This is a genomic window from Variovorax sp. YR566, assembly GCF_051992195.1.
GTDB lineage: Bacteria > Pseudomonadota > Gammaproteobacteria > Burkholderiales > Burkholderiaceae_C > Variovorax.
The window spans coordinates 2,079,219-2,094,461 of sequence record NZ_CP197092.1 but is presented as its reverse complement, the minus strand read 5'-3'; the positions used below and the strand labels follow the sequence as shown (position 1 = coordinate 2,094,461).

Below are 15,243 nucleotides of genomic sequence, written 5' to 3'. Positions count from 1 at the left end.
CTTTTTCAGGCGTTTCCGAGAAGCCACGCTTCGAGATCGGCCACCGAATGCGCAATGTGCAGCGGCTTGAATTCGTCGAAGCTGGCGGGTTCATGCGCGCCGTAGCTCACACCCACGTTGGCGCAGCCGGCGTTCTGCGCAAGCTGCAGGTCATGCGTGGTGTCGCCGATCATCAGGGTGCGTTCCGGCGGCACGTCGAGTTCTTCCATCAATTCCAGCAGCATGCGCGGATGCGGCTTGCCGAAGGTTTCGTCGGCAGTGCGAGAGGCATCGAAGCGGTCGCGCAGCGCGACCGACTTGAGCGCCTCATTGAGGCCGCGGCGCGACTTGCCGGTGGCCACGGCCAATTTGTGGCCGCGCGCGCGCAGGGCATCGAGCATCTGCAGCACGCCATCGAACAGCACGAGGTCGTCCTGGTGCTGAAGATAGTGGTAGCGGTAACGGGCGCCAAGCTCCGGGTATTTTTCTTTCGGCACGTCGGGCGCCGCACGCGCGAGCGCCTCGGCCAGGCCGAGGCCGATCACCCAGGCGGCGTCGTTCTCGCTCGGCTTGGCACCGCCGACGTCGATCACCGCGGCCTGGATGCAGCGCACGATCAGGCGCGTGGAGTCATAGAGCGTGCCGTCCCAGTCGAAGGCAATCAGGTCGAAGCGAAGAGGTCTGGAAGAATCAGTCATGGGCCGTGGGAGTGGGATGTTGGGCCAGTGCCTCGAGGGCAGCGGGCGGCATCAGCGCGTGCAGCTCGGGCGGCAGGTCGGCCTGCAGCGCCACGCGGTCGCCGCTGGCCGGATGGTTGAATTGCAGCCGCCAGGCGTGCAGGAACATGCGCTTGAGGCCAAGTTTCTGAAATGCGCGCTGGCGTTCGGACTCGCCGTACTTGTCGTCGCCGGCAATCGGATGCCCGGCCGACGCGAGGTGAACGCGAATCTGATGCGTGCGCCCGGTCTTGATAGTCACTGCCAGCAACGACAGCGGCGCGGCATCGCCCGGCAGCGAGAGCCGCGCCAGCACCCGCACCAGCGTGACGGCGCGCATGGCGTCCGGATGGTCCTTGGCGACCACGCGCACGCGGCGCTCGCCGGCGCCAGCGCCGGAACCGTCGGGCAGCAAATACTTGGCCAGCGGCGCGTCGAGCACCTTCTTGTTGGCCGGCCAGGCGCCTTCGACCAGCGCCAGATAGGTCTTGCCGGTTTCGCGTTCGCGGAACTGGTCCTGCAGCGCGACCAGCGCGCTGCGCTTCTTGGCGACGAGCAGGATGCCGGAGGTTTCGCGGTCCAGCCGGTGCACCAGTTCCAGGAATTTGGCGGCGGGCCGGGCCGTGCGCAGTTGCTCGATCACGCCAAAGCTCACGCCGCTGCCGCCATGGACGGCCACGCCGGCCGGCTTGTCGATGGCCAGCACGGCTTCGTCTTCGAGCAGCACCGGAAATTCGCGCGCCGGTGCCGGCGGGGTGCCGCCCTCTTCAGCGCGCGGCGAGATGCGGATCGGTGGCAGTCGCAGCACATCGCCCGCCTCGATACGGGTTTCGGCCTGCACCCGGCCCTTGTTGATGCGCACCTCGCCCGACCGGATGATCCGGTAGACGTGCGTCTTCGGAACGCCTTTCAGATGGCGGAAAAGGAAGTTGTCGAGCCGCTGCCCGGCAGATTCGGCGTCGACCGTGAGGAATGTGATGGCCGAATGCGGCGCCCCGGCTTCGCCTGGGGCTTTTTGGCCTGCGGGATTTGGAGCAGCCGCGGGGCCTTGCTTCGCACCTATAATGTTTTTCACCAGCGCGGTCATGTAAGTGCTTGATTAGACAGAAGTTTAGTCCACTGCCATCAAATACCCAGGACGGCGCTGTGAGGTCGATGCCGCTTTGGCGCCGAGCTGCAAACCCCGCGCAATTGCGCAAAGTGGCAGACCAGGCACCCAAGTCAAGCCGACACCCACGAAACACCGATACGGAATACCCAGCCTGCAGCTTCCAAGCTGCCGGCGGATCGAAGCGAGTCCCTTGTTGTGTTGATGCTGCTGATTCAAATGTGCCTGCGCTGGCCAACCTGGTTTCGACCAGTGGCCTCAGGCATTGAATCGTTGGCAGCGTGCGCCACTCTTGCGCAACCAGCTATCAAAAAGATAGCTGGCCAACACCGAATCTGGCTCGCGCCCATCCACGCGCCCCCACCCCGGCTGTCTTCTTGAGCTAACGCTCGAGAGGCCTGCTCGCGCCTGGCGCGGCAGTGAACAGCATCCGGGGCCCAAGCGGCAATTCCCTGGTTTCGCGGGCGTCGTCCGTGCATCGTTGGCCCATCAAGGGCCGGTAGAACGATACATATAAGGACAACGCATCATGAAGCGGATGCTGATCAATGCCACGCAGGCCGAAGAACGCCGCCTGGCCATCGTCGACGGGCAGAAACTGCTCGACTACGAAATCGAAATCGAAGGGCGCGAACAGCGCAAGGGCAACATCTACAAAGCCGTCGTGACGCGCGTCGAGCCCTCGCTCGAAGCCTGTTTCGTCGACTACGGCGAAGACCGCCACGGCTTCCTGCCGTTCAAGGAAATCTCCAAGCAATATTTCGCCGAGGGCGTGTCTGCCAGCCAGGCCCGCATCCAGGACGCGATCCGCGAAGGCCAGGAACTCACCGTCCAGGTCGAAAAAGAAGAACGCGGCAACAAGGGCGCGGCCCTCACCACCTTCATCTCGCTGGCCGGCCGCTACGTCGTGCTGATGCCGAACAACCCCCGTGGCGGTGGCGTTTCGCGCCGCATCGAGGGTGACGACCGCGCTGAACTCAAGGAGGCGATGGACCAGCTCGAGTACCCGAAGGGCATGAGCATCATCGCGCGCACCGCCGGCATCGGCCGCATCGCGTCCGAACTCCAGTGGGACCTGAACTACCTGCTCAAGCTCTGGACCGCCATCGACGGCGCGGCCAAGGGCGGCAAGGGTGCCTTCCTGATCTACCAGGAATCGTCGCTCGTCATCCGCGCCATCCGTGATTACTTCAATCACGACATCGGCGACATCCTGATCGACACCGACGACATCTACGACCAGGCGCAGCAGTTCATGGCGCACGTCATGCCCGAGCATGCCGCCCGCGTGAAGCGCTACCGCGACGACGCGGCCCTGTTCAGCCGCTTCCAGATCGAGCACCAGATCGAATCGGCCTACGCCCGCACCGTGCAGCTGCCTTCGGGCGGCGCCATCGTGATCGACCACACCGAAGCACTGGTCTCGGTCGATGTGAACTCGGCCCGCGCCATCAAGGGCGGCGACATCGAAGAGACCGCCACCCGCACCAACCTCGAAGCCGCCGACGAAGTGGCCCGCCAGATGCGCCTGCGCGACCTGGGCGGCCTGATCGTCATCGACTTCATCGACATGGACGAGTCGAAGAACCGCCGCGAAGTCGAAAGCCGCCTGCGCGACGCGCTGCGTCAGGACCGCGCCCGCGTGCAGTTCGGCTCGATCAGCAAGTTCGGCCTGATGGAAATGAGCCGCCAGCGCCTGAAGCCCGCACTCTCCGAAGGCTCGTCGATCCCCTGCCCCCGCTGCGGCGGCTCGGGCCACATCCGCGACACCGAATCGAGCGCGCTGCAGATCCTGCGCATCATCCAGGAAGAGTCCATGAAGGACAACACGGCCGCCGTGCATGTGCAGGTGCCCGTGGAAGTCGCCTCATTCCTGCTGAACGAAAAGCGCCCCGAAATCGCGAAGATCGAGCTCAAGCAGCGCGTCACCGTGCTGATGGTGCCCAACAAGACGCTCGAAACGCCGAACTACAAGCTCGAGCGCCTGAAGCACGACGATCCGCGCCTCGACCACATCGAAGCCAGCTACAAGATGGCCGACGAGATCGAAGACCCGACCTCGGTCACGCGCCGTTCGCAAGAGCCCACCAACAAGCAGACGCCGGTCATCAAGGGCGTGCTGCCCGATGCGCCCGCGCCCGTGGTGCCGCCCAAGCCCGAAGCAGTGCGTGCGCCTGTCGCAGCAGCACCCGCACCGGTCGCACCGCCCGTGGTGAGCGCACCGGTTCCGGCGCAGACCGGCTTCTTCGCCTGGATCAAGAACCTGTTCGGCGGCACGCCGGCCCCCGCTGCGGCGCCTGCGCCGTCCGCGATCCCGGTCGAGGCACCGAAGCCCCGTCGCGACGGCCGTCCTGGCCGCGACGGCGAAGCACGCGGCGGCGCACGTGACGGCGAACAGCGCCGTGGCGGCCGCGGCGGCGAAGGCCGCGGCGAGAACGGCGGACGCTCCGGCGGTCGCGACGGCGAACGCCGTGGCGGCCGTGGTGGCGAGCGCCGTGAAGGTCGCGAAGGCCGTGAAGGCCGTGAAGGCCGCAGCAGCGAACTGCGCAACGACGCCGCCAACCAGCCGCGTGAACAACGCGAACCGCGCGAGCAGCGTGAGCCCCGCGAGCCGCGTGAAGCGCGCGCACCGCGCGACGGCGAACAACGCCGCAACGGTCGTGGCGAGCGCCGCGAAGGCGAAGGCCGCGAAGGTCGCAACAACGCACCGGCCGAAGCACTCGACGGCAACGTCAACCTCGAAGCCCAGCAACTGGCGCCGGGCGCCGTTGCAGGCGATGAAGGCAACGCAGCAGAACGCGCACCCCGCGCCCGCGGCGAACGCCGTGAACGTGGCGAGCGCGGTGAACGTGGTGGCGAACGCAATGGCGCCGACAACAACGGCGCCCGCGAACGCAACAATGCCGAAGCCGGCGAAGGCGCCGCACAAGGCGAGCAACGCCAGCCCCGCAACGGCCGCGACGAGCAGCGCGCACCGCGTGGCGACCGCAACGACGGCCGCCGCGAACGCCGCAACGACGCGCCTCAAGCCGAAGCGGATGCACGCGGCGCCGAAGCCGCAGCAGCCGATGTCGATCAAGGCGGCGAAGCCAGCATCAACGGCAGCAACGAGCAGGCACCGCGCCGCGAAGGCGACGAGCGCCGCGGCCGTTCGCGTGACCGCTACGGCCGTGACCGCCGCGAACGCGGCCCGCGCGATGAAGCCGAAGCCACCGCCGAAGGCGCCGCAACGGAAGCCACGGGCGATGCACAGCAGCAAGCCCCGCAGCAGCAACTGCCGCTGGCGTCGGAACGCTTCGAAGCAGTCGAAGCCGCTGCGGCACCGGAAGTCCGAGAACCCGTGGCAGCACCGCAGCATGTCCGCACCGAGCGCCCTGCGCCGGCACCGGCTGTCGTGGCAGCAGCTGCGCCGATCGTCGTCGAAAGCGCCAAGGCACCTGTCGCTGCCAACGGCCGCGCACTGCCCAAGGTCCAGCCTTTCGAACTGCCGCTGAACGAGCTCGCGCAGATCGCCGAGAGCTCGGGCCTGCAGTGGGTCAATTCGGATGCCGAACGCATCGCGCAAGCACGCGCCGCCATCGAAGCCGAGCCGAAGCCGGTGCACGTGCCGCGCGAACGCCCACCGGTGGTTGTGCTCGACGAGGGCCCGCTGGTGCTGGTCGAAACCCGCCGCGACCTCGGTTCGATGTCGCTGCCGTTCGAGCAAGAGCGGCAACGCAGCCTCTGAGCGACACACGCTCCTAAGTAAAAACGGCGCCAGTGGCGCCGTTTTTTTATGCCTTGTCGTGCGCCGGCAGTTCCGGCATCTCCAGGATCAGCTGGCCGAACCGGCAGGCGCATTCCGTCTTGCCGCCCTCGCTCCAGATAAGCGAAAAATCCACGTTCGGCAAAGGCGGCAGGCCATAGCGGCCGTCGACGATCTTCATGCCCGGCTCCACGTCCTCGCGCGTGAGCACCGTCACGGCCAGCCCCGCCAGCACGGCCGCGCGAATGCCATGCTGGCTCGCGGAGGTGAACACGACGTGCCAGTCGACCGGCGTCGCATCCAGCGCTGCGCCGGCCAGTTCACGGTTGACGCAGGGCTTCGGAAAGTACGCCAGCGGCAGCGACGCGCCGGCGGGCGGCTCGAAAGTCTCAGCCGCCACCCACACCAGTTGCGTGCGCCGCAAGCGCGTGCCCTCCTCGCAATCGGCCGGCGACATCACCACCGCGAGGTCGAGCTCGCCCGCCTTGATCATTGCGCGAAAGTCGAGGTGCATGCTCACGCTGACTTCCATGCGCGTGGCGGGGAACGAGCGCGCGAACTGCGAGAGCAGCGGCGGCAGCCGGTCGCCCATGAAGGTGTCCGGCGCGCCGAAGCGCACCACGCCCGAGATCAGCGAGGGTTGAAAACGCCGCGTCATCGTGTCGAGCGTGTCGAGGATCTGCTGCGCATAGCGAAGAAAGTCTTCGCCGTCTTCCGTCACCGTGAGGCGGCGTGTCGTTCGATGCAGCAGCGGCCGGCCCACCTGCTCTTCGAGCCGCCGGATCTGGTGGCTGATGGCCGACTGCGTCAGGTGCAGCCGCTGGGCGGCGCGCGTGAAGCCGCCGGTTTCCTTGACGGCCACGAAGGCTCGCAGCAGCGCAGGGTCGAAATCCATGGCAATCACCCAATCAATGATGAATCGTCATGGATTCTAGGAAATTAAATCATTTCCATCATGAAGAGGCCTTCCCCAGAATCGCCCGAACCTCTTTGCCAAAGACTCCCGAAAGACTTCCGATGCCTCTCTCCCATACCGGCAAGAACCGGGTCGCGCTGGCCGCGATCTGCCTCATTGCCCTGATGTTCGGCCTGGAAATCTCCAGCGTGCCGGTCATTCTTCCCACGCTCGAACAGGCACTGCACGCCGACTTCAGCGACATGCAGTGGATCATGAACGCCTACACCATCGCCTGCACCACGGTATTGATGGCCGCGGGCACCCTTGCCGACCGCTACGGCCGCAAGCGCCTCCTCGTCGTCGGCGTGGTGCTCTTCGGCCTCACCTCGCTGGCCTGCGGGCTGGCGCAGAGCGCGCCGGTGCTGATCGTCAGCCGCTTCCTCCAGGGCCTGAGCGGCGGCGCGATGCTGATCTGCCAGCTCGCCGTGCTCTCGCACCAGTTCCAGGAAGGCAAGGAACGCAGCAAGGCCTTCGCCATCTGGGGCGTGGTCTTCGGCATGGGCCTGGGGTTCGGGCCGATCATCGGCGGTGCCATCGTGGCGCTGTCGAACTGGCAGTGGGTGTTCCTAGTCCATGTGCCGCTGGCGGCGGTGGCCGCTGCCCTGGTGCTCGGCAGCGTGGAAGAGTCGAGCGACCCCGATGCGCAAAAGCTCGACCTGCCTGGCATCGTCACGCTGTCGCTTGCGGTGCTGGGCCTGACGTACTTCATCACGCAGGGGCCGGGTCTCGGCTTTGCGAGCCCGCTGGCCATCGGCGTGATCGCGGCGTCGGCCGCGGGCTTCGCGCTCTTCCTGTGGGTGGAAAAGATCAACCCGCATCCGATGTTCGACTTCTCGGTCTTCAAGATTCGCAATTTCTCGGGTTCGATCATCGGCTCCATCGGCATGAACTTCAGCTTCTGGCCGTTCATGATCTACCTGCCGATCTACTTCCAGGGCGCGCTGGGCTACGACGCGGTCACGGCCGGCTCGGCACTGCTGGCTTACACGCTGCCCACGCTCGTGCTGCCGCCGCTGGCCGAGCGGCTGTCGCTGCGCTACCGGCCCGGCGCGGTCATTCCCGCGGGCCTGTTCGTCATCGGGCTCGGCTTCATGGCAATGCGCTATGGCAGCGGCATGGCCCACGCAGGCTGGATGACGATGCTGCCCGGCTGCCTGCTGGCCGGCATCGGGCTGGGCCTGACCAACACGCCCGTCACCAACACCACCACAGGTTCGGTGCCGAGTTCGCGCGCAGGCATGGCCTCGGGCATGGACATGAGCGCACGGCTGATCACGCTGGCCATCAACATCGCGCTGATGGGCTTCATCCTGCTCGAAGGCGTTCATGCGCATCTGCGCGGCGCGTTGTCGGCATCGCTGGACGCAATGCAATTGCGCGCGCTGGCGGAAAAGATCGCGGCCGGCAACTTCGCATCGCTTGCCGAAGGCTTTCCGGCGCTGTCGCAGGCGGACCCGTCCGGTGCCGTCGTGCATGCGGCGCTGGTGAACAGCTTCGGACTGGTGATGCTCTACGGGGGAGTCGGCGTCTGGGTGCTGGCCGGCGTCAGTCTGCTGATCTTCGGCAGTGGCAAGCCACTGGCGCGGTCATCGGGCCTGCACGCCGAGAGGTCCTGCCCCTGAAAACGCTCAGGTGTTCTCGATCTGCGCCGCGCGCTTCCACGCCTCGGCGGCTTGCTCTGCATCGTCGCGGTCTTCGGCCAACTGGGCCAAGGCGAGCCAGGCGCGACGGTACAGATCGGTGTCCTGCAGCCCAAGGCCGGCCTGTGTCAACAGCTGCTGGGCCTTGCCCCACAGCTGGCGCTTCATGCAGGCCATGCCTGCGAGGTACTGAAGGTTCGGGTCGCGCGGGTTGTTGCGCTGCGCGCTTTCGATGCGCGCCAGCCAGTCGGCATCGACCGAGTCGAGCCCCGCTTCGAGCGCACGCGCCAGCTTGACGCGCAGCGCATCGCCGAGCGCGCGCGGATTGGCCACCATGCGCTCCCAGGCCGGCAGCAGCCAGCCGCGGGCCAGAGCAAGGTCGCCACGCAGCGCGACCATGCGTTGGGCCGCGTGAATCGCCACTTCGGGCATGTCGCGCTCATTGGCATCGAGCTCAGTCCACGCGCGAAGCAGCTGTGCCGGATCGTGCGCGCCCGTCAGCAGCTCGGTCGCCAGCCCGCGCACGATGCTCTGTGCCGCGGCATCAGAGAAGGCGCGGTGCTTGGCCAGCAGGCGCGCGGTTTCGAGCGCTTCGAGCGTGCGGCGATCCTGCCGTGCCGCCTTGAGCCGCAAGCGCAACGCGAGCGTGCGGCGTTGCGCGCCCTGCGGCAGTTCTTCGAGCCGCGCGAGCGCTGCGGCTGCATCGCGGTCTTCGAGCGCCCAACGCGCCGCGCGCAGTTGCACGCCTTCGCGCGTCTCCGGGCTGGCGAGCACGGCGCGGTCGGCGCTTTCGTTGAGGGCCTGCTGCAGATGCGCGTCGCGTGCTGGCTTGTCTTGCAGGGCCTGTGCGCTCTCGGCCGCCAGCAGGTGCGACAGCACGCGCACCTGCTGCGCCTGCGGCAGGCTGGCGCCGAGCGCCGACAGCGTTTTCTCCTGCGTGAGCGCGGCCTGCGCGGCCTTGCGTGCACGCGAGAAGCGACCCGAGATCAGCTGCACCATCGCATCGAGCAGAGCTGCATGCAGCGTGCGCTCCTTCTGCTGCAGCCGCCACTGGCGCGCCTGCGTCGGCAGCGAGAACAGTGCTGCCAGCGCACGCAAAGCCACGTGCATCAGCACGAAGGCCACCAGCAGGATCACGAGCACGAGATTCAGCGACAGGTCGACACGCCAGGGCGGCCAGAACACGGTGATCGTGCCCTGGTTGTTGCCTGCGAAAAGAGCGACTGCTGCTGCAACAGCGAACAGCGCGAGGAGCCAGATTGCGGCGCGCATGTCCGATCAGCGTCCTGCTGCGGCGGTGGCCAGTGCCGCGAGCGTGTCGTCGATGCGGACCGGCTCGGACGTCTTCACCAGCGCCTGCAGCTGCTGCAGCTGCGTGGCGGCGGCCTGGGTGCGGCGCGATGCGGGATCGAAATAGCGGTTGAGCGAGGCAGTTACCTGCGACAGCTCGCCGCGCGTGGCCTCCATCTGCCGCGACAGCAGCGACAGGCGCGCATTGAGCAGCTTGAGCTTCAGGTTCTCGCGCAGGAAGTAAGACTGCTCGGGCGCCAACAGGATCGCCTCCGGGCTCTGGATGCGGCCGACGCGCACCAGCGAGCGGGCCTCGCCGCGCACGGTGAGCAGCACGCGGCGCCACCACGGCGCGTCGGCGGGAATCGGCTCGGGCTGCCAGGCGTTGGTGCCGGTGCCGCGCACGGCAACGGCGTTGAGCGTGGGCAGGTCGTCCACGCCGCGCATCAGTTCGTCGAGCTTCTGCAGCGCTTCGGCGCTGTCGGTGCTTGCAGTGCTGCGCAGGCGGTCGGCATCGCGCTGCATGGACCTCTGCAGTGGCGTCAGCCGCGGCTGCGCGGCTCGCGCGATGCGCACGTCGCCGGCCTTCAGCGCAGCCAGCAGCGGCTCGACGCTGCCGGTGACCTGTGCCTGCTGCAGGGCAAGGCGCACGGCCGACTCGATGTCGACCACGAGGTTCTCATCGCGCGAACGCGAGAGGCTTTGAATGAGTTCTTCGAGCTGCGAGCGCTGCAGCGCGACTTCAGCCACGCGGGTTTCGACCAGAGCCACGCGGGCCGAGGCCTCGCGAACGGTGTCGCTTGCCTGGCGGGCCAGCGTGCGCGCCTCCATCGATTGCGCGATGGCATCGGCGCTCTGGCGTGCCAGCTGTTCCTTCATGCCGCCAACCTTCTGCCACAGCGCGATCGCCATCAGCAAGGCGGCCAGCGCCACGAGGGCCACGAGGCCGAATGCGATGCGAGAGAGGATCAGCGCCCCTGCTGCCTGTGCGGCCGGCGTCTGGTGCGGTGCCAGCGTGGCGGGCACCGGCGCCGTGGCAGCGGTTGGGGAAGGAGAGGAAAAATCGTCTGACGGGGACGCGGCGCTCATGCCAAGGATTCTATAGACGCGATCAGCGCATCCCGCAGTGGTGTGCATACACGCAACGCCCCGAAACCCGCGGCCCGCGCGGCTTCGCCGATTCGTGCATGCGTGGCGACCGCACTCGCGGCATGCCATTGCACACCGGGCATCGCACGCTGCAGATTGCCGATGGCCTCTGAGCTGCTGAAGAGCCAGATCGCGCGGCCTTCGGCGCCATCAATGGCCAGCCGACGTTGTACGACATCCAGCGACGGCGGCAACCGGCGATAAGCCACCACGGTGTCGCGATGGCCGCCCGCGACATCGATTTCATTGGCGAGCCAGTCGCGCCCTGTGGGGTGCCCGGCTTCGTCGCCGCCACGCACGATCAGCACGCGCACGCCGGCAGACACCTGGGCCTGCACCCGCTCCCACAGCGCTTCGGAGTCGAAACGCGTGGCCTCAGGAGGTGGTGCGTCGATGAGCTCCGACGGCACGCCGGCGCGAAGCAAGGCGCGCGTGGTGCCTGGGCCCGTGGCCCAGAAGCGGCGCCCTGCCAGCGTATCGGCAGCGTTCTTGTGCTGGAAGAAATGCTCGACGGCCGTGGCGCTCACGAACATCAGCGCCGCGTAATTCACCAACTGCCGCCACGCCGTGCGCAGCGGTTTGGCATCGACCACTGGCGCGATCACGATGAGCGGCAGCGTCACCGCATCGAGCCCAGCGGCGCGCAGGTCACTCACCCATTGCGCCGCCTCGCGCGCCGGCCGCGTGACGATGACGGGGCGGGCGGTCATACGATGACCACCGATCTCAGTGGGCCCCGGCGTCGCGCAGCAGCGCCGCGGCGCGCTCGCCGAGCGCATCGGCCTGCGCGAAATCGCCGGCCTGCGCCAGCGCATGCACCTTCACCAGCGGCGCGTTGCCCTCTGGATCGCCCCAAGCGGCGTCGATGCGCAGCGCGCCGTCGGCCTGCCAGCGTGCATGAGCCGCCAGCGGCATGGAGCAGCTGCCGCCCATCGCGCGACTCACAGCGCGCTCGGCGGCGGTGGAAAGCCAATCGCCCTGGTGGGCCAGCGAGCGCAGCAGTTCGATGAGTTCGGCACGGTCCGCGCGCACCTCGATGCCCAATGCGCCCTGCCCGGCGGCCGGCAGCATGGTGTCGGGATCGAAGGCCACGCGGATGCGGCTTTCCAGCCCCAGCCGCTTGAGCCCGGCCGCAGCCAGCACGATGGCGTCGTACTGCCCTTCGTCGAGCTTGCGCAGGCGGGTGTCGAGGTTGCCGCGCAGCGGTTCGATGCGCAGGTCGGGCCTCAGCGCGCGCAGCAGCACCACGCGGCGCAGGCTCGAAGTGCCGACGACCGCACCCTGCGGCAGCGCGTCGAGCGATTCATAGCGGGGGGAGACGAGCGCGTCGCGCGGGTCTTCGCGCTCCAGCACGCAGGCCAGCGCGAAGCCTTCGGGCAGGTCCATCGGCACGTCTTTCAGCGAATGGACCGCGATGTCGGCGCGCCCTTCTTCGAGCGCGAGTTCGAGCTCTTTCACGAAGAGCCCCTTGCCGCCCACCTTGCTGAGCGTGCGGTCGAGGATCTGGTCGCCGGTGGTCGTCAGGCCGAGCAGGCTGACCGTATGGCCCTTTTCTTGCAAAAGCGCCCGGACGTGTTCGGCTTGCCACAGTGCCAGGCGGCTTTCGCGCGTGGCGATCACGATATTGCTCAAGACCGGTTCCAAAAGTACATGTTCTAAACCGCCGGAATGCTAGCATGTTGCGCCGCAACAACGCAGGCGGCGCATCCATTCAAGAAGTCAAAAAGTCCAGGACAAACATCGAATGAAAGCCAGCAAGACCCCTGCTCCCCCCAAGCGCCGCCAGACCGAAGACCAGCCACTGATCGACGACATCCGGCTGCTGGGCCGGATCCTCGGCGACGTGATCCGGGAGCAGGAAGGAGACGAAACCTACGCGCTGGTCGAAAAGATCCGCACCTTGTCCGTGGCTTTCCGCCGCGATGCCGATCACGCCGCCGACCGCGCGCTGAAGAACCTGCTCAAGGGCCTGAGCGCGGCCGAGACGGTGCGCGTGATTCGCGCCTTCACCTACTTCAGCCACCTGGCCAACCTCGCGGAAGACCGCCACCAGATCCGCCGCCGCACGGAAACGGAACGCGCTGGCGAAAGCGTCGAAGGCGACCTGCAGACCGCACTCGCGCGCATCCGCAAGGCCGGCGTGAAGCCCGACGACATCGTCGCCTCGCTGGCCCACAGCTACGTTTCGCCGGTGCTCACCGCGCACCCGACCGAAGTGCAGCGCAAGAGCATCCTCGATGCCGAGCGCGCCATCGCGCAACTGCTCACCGTGCGCGACGAGATCAGGCTGCGCCAGAGCGCCTATGCGGGCGGCAAGGACGCGCTCTCGCCGCTCGAATTTGCCGAGAACGAAACGCAGATGCGCACCCGCGTCACGCAGATCTGGCAGACGCGCATCCTGCGCTTTTCCAAGCTCACGGTGGCCGACGAAATCGAGAACTCGCTGAGCTACTACGAGGCCACCTTCCTGCGCGAGATTCCGCGCGTGTACGCCGACCTCGAAAAAGCCCTCGCCCAGGGTGGCCACACGCCATCGGTCGCGCCCTTCCTGCGCATGGGCCAGTGGATCGGCGGTGACCGCGACGGCAACCCCAACGTCACCGCCCAGACGCTCGAATACGCCCTGGGCCGCCAGTGCGAGCTGGCGCTGCGCCACTACCTCACCGAAGTGCACTACCTGGGCGGCGAGTTGTCGCTGTCGGCCACGCTGGTCGATGTGACGGTCGAGATGCAGGCGCTGGCCGAACGCTCGCCCGACACCAACGAGCACCGCAAGGACGAGCCCTACCGCCGCGCCCTCACCGGTGTGTATGCGCGCCTTGCGGCCACGCTGCGCGAGCTCACCGGCGGCGAGGCCGCGCGCCACGCCGTCGCGCCGCAGAACCCGTACGCCACGGCCGAAGAGTTCCTGGCCGACCTGCGCACCGTGGCCGAATCGCTCGAAGAAAAGCACGGAACCGTGCTTGCCGCGCCGCGCCTGCTGCCGCTGATTCGCGCGGTAGAAGTGTTCGGCTTTCACCTGGCCACGGTCGACCTGCGCCAGAGCTCCGACAAGCACGAGGCGGTGATCGCCGAGCTGCTGGCCACCGCGCGCATCGAGCCCTCGTATGCATCGCTCGCCGAAGAGGCCAAGCAGACGCTGCTGCTCAGGTTGCTCGACGACGCCCGCCCGCTGCGCGTGCCCGACGCCGACTACTCGCCGCTTGCGAAGAGCGAGCTGGCCATCTTCGCCGCCGCCCGCGTTTCGCGTGCGCGCTATGGCGCCGCGGCCATCCGCCACTACATCATCAGCCACACCGAAACGGTGAGCGACCTGCTCGAAGCACTGCTGCTGCAAAAAGAAGTGGGCCTGCTGCGCGGCGCGATGGACAGCAACGCAACCTGCGACCTGATCGTGGTGCCGCTGTTCGAAACCATCGAAGACCTGCGCAACGCCGCGCCCATCGTGCGCGCCTTCTATGCGCTGCCGAACATCCAGGCGCTCGTCGAACGCTCGGGCGCCGAGCAGGACGTGATGCTCGGCTACTCCGACAGCAACAAGGACGGCGGCATCTTCACCAGCAACTGGGAGCTGTACCGCGCGGGCATCGCGCTGGTGTCGCTGTTCGACGAGCTCAACAAGAAGAAGGCCAACCCCATTCGCCTGCGCATGTTCCATGGCCGCGGCGGCACCGTGGGACGCGGCGGCGGCCCGAGCTACCAGGCCATCCTCGCGCAGCCGCCCGGCACGGTGCGCGGCCAGATCCGCCTGACCGAGCAGGGCGAAGTCATCGGCTCGAAGTACGCCAACCGCGAGATCGGCCGGCGCAACCTCGAAACGCTGGTGGCTGCCACGCTCGAAGCCACGCTGCTGCCGCAGGGCAAGTCGGCGCCCGCCACCTTTCTCTCCGCTGCGGGCGAACTGTCGACCGCCAGCATGGCCGCGTACCGCAAGCTGGTCTACGAAACCCCGGGCTTCGGCGACTATTTCTTCGGCTCCACGCCGATCCGCGAAATTGCCGAGCTCAACATCGGCTCGCGCCCCGCCTCGCGCAACCCCAGCCACAAGATCGACGACCTGCGCGCGGTGCCGTGGAGCTTCAGCTGGGGCCAGTGCCGCCTCACCATTCCTGGCTGGTTCGGCTTCGGCTCGGGCGTCGAACAGTTCCTCGCCGCAGCGGGCACGGCTGCGGGGAAGAAGGAGCGCCAGGCATTGCTGCAGCGCATGTACGAGCAGTGGCCCTTCTTCCGCACGCTGCTGTCGAACATGGACATGGTGCTGGCAAAGAGTGACCTTGCGCTGGCTTCGCGCTACGCCGAGCTGGTCACCGACCGCAAGCTGCGCCAGAAGGTGTTCTCGATGATCGATGCCGAATGGCACCGCACCTCCGACGCACTCACACTCATCACCGGCGCGAAGCAGCGGCTCGAAGGCAATGCCGAGATGCAACGCTCGGTGCGCCACCGCTTTCCGTACATCGACCCGCTGCACCACCTGCAGGTCGAGCTGATGCGGCGCTACCGCGCGGGCGACGGCGGCGAGCGGCTGCAGCGCGGCATCCACATCTCGATCAACGGGGTGGCGGCGGGGCTGCGCAACACGGGCTGACCACACCCATTCCGACCACGGCAAAGGGCGCTTCGGCGCCCTTTCCTACGTCTGGCATCGGCAATCAGGC

Annotated in this window: 10 protein-coding genes; 3 read left to right on the top strand and 7 right to left on the bottom strand. The window is 67.5% G+C overall.

All coding sequences use genetic code 11. The annotated features are described in order from the left end of the window. Positions 1-5 precede the first annotated feature (5 nt). Entirely contained in the window at positions 6-677 is a 672-nt protein-coding gene (locus ACTG4X_RS09655; protein ID WP_093049389.1) for an HAD family hydrolase, read from the bottom strand. Further along, positions 670-1,770, bottom strand: coding sequence for an RluA family pseudouridine synthase (locus ACTG4X_RS09650; protein WP_354337307.1), 1,101 nt, complete (start codon positions 1,768-1,770; stop codon positions 670-672). Before ACTG4X_RS09650 ends, ACTG4X_RS09655 begins: the two co-directional genes overlap by 8 nt. Before the next feature lie 562 nt (positions 1,771-2,332). Here ACTG4X_RS09650 and ACTG4X_RS09645 point away from each other — a divergent pair. Next, positions 2,333-5,530 (top strand): Rne/Rng family ribonuclease, encoded by a 3,198-nt coding sequence (locus ACTG4X_RS09645; RefSeq protein ID WP_440533693.1) that lies wholly within the window; start codon positions 2,333-2,335, stop codon positions 5,528-5,530. A gap of 46 nt (positions 5,531-5,576) precedes the next feature. On the opposite strand, the gene ACTG4X_RS09640 is transcribed toward ACTG4X_RS09645, so the two are convergent. Next, positions 5,577-6,443 (bottom strand): LysR family transcriptional regulator, encoded by an 867-nt coding sequence (locus tag ACTG4X_RS09640; RefSeq protein ID WP_093049383.1) that lies wholly within the window; start codon positions 6,441-6,443, stop codon positions 5,577-5,579. 122 nt (positions 6,444-6,565) lie between these two features. Between ACTG4X_RS09640 and ACTG4X_RS09635 the strand changes: the two genes are divergently transcribed. After that, positions 6,566-8,128: an MFS transporter gene (locus tag ACTG4X_RS09635; RefSeq protein WP_440533692.1), complete on the top strand. Its 1,563-nt coding sequence runs from the start codon at positions 6,566-6,568 to the stop codon at positions 8,126-8,128. A 6-nt stretch (positions 8,129-8,134) separates the two neighbouring features. Here the strand turns inward: ACTG4X_RS09635 and ACTG4X_RS09630 are convergent, their stop codons facing one another. From ACTG4X_RS09630 to hemC, 4 genes are read right to left on the bottom strand one after another with little or no spacing between them, the layout of a single operon-like run. Then, entirely contained in the window at positions 8,135-9,418 is a 1,284-nt protein-coding gene (locus ACTG4X_RS09630; RefSeq protein WP_093075608.1) for a heme biosynthesis protein HemY, read from the bottom strand. Between the two features lie 6 nt (positions 9,419-9,424). Beyond that, positions 9,425-10,525, bottom strand: a complete 1,101-nt coding sequence (locus ACTG4X_RS09625; RefSeq protein ID WP_440533691.1) for a uroporphyrinogen-III C-methyltransferase — start codon at positions 10,523-10,525, stop codon at positions 9,425-9,427. Continuing rightward, the gene (locus ACTG4X_RS09620) at positions 10,522-11,295 is read right to left on the bottom strand and encodes a uroporphyrinogen-III synthase (protein WP_440533690.1); all 774 of its coding nucleotides are present in this window, start codon (positions 11,293-11,295) and stop codon (positions 10,522-10,524) included. The genes ACTG4X_RS09625 and ACTG4X_RS09620 overlap by 4 nt, the downstream gene beginning before the upstream one ends. Positions 11,296-11,311: 16 nt before the next feature. Next, positions 11,312-12,217 (bottom strand): hydroxymethylbilane synthase, encoded by a 906-nt coding sequence (gene hemC, locus ACTG4X_RS09615; RefSeq protein WP_256328816.1) that lies wholly within the window; start codon positions 12,215-12,217, stop codon positions 11,312-11,314. Positions 12,218-12,329: 112 nt separating this feature from the next. Here hemC and ppc point away from each other — a divergent pair, with 112 nt between their 5' ends. Beyond that, complete coding sequence (ppc, locus tag ACTG4X_RS09610; protein ID WP_093049367.1) at positions 12,330-15,173, top strand: phosphoenolpyruvate carboxylase; 2,844 nt, start codon at positions 12,330-12,332, stop codon at positions 15,171-15,173. Positions 15,174-15,243: the final 70 nt, after the last annotated feature.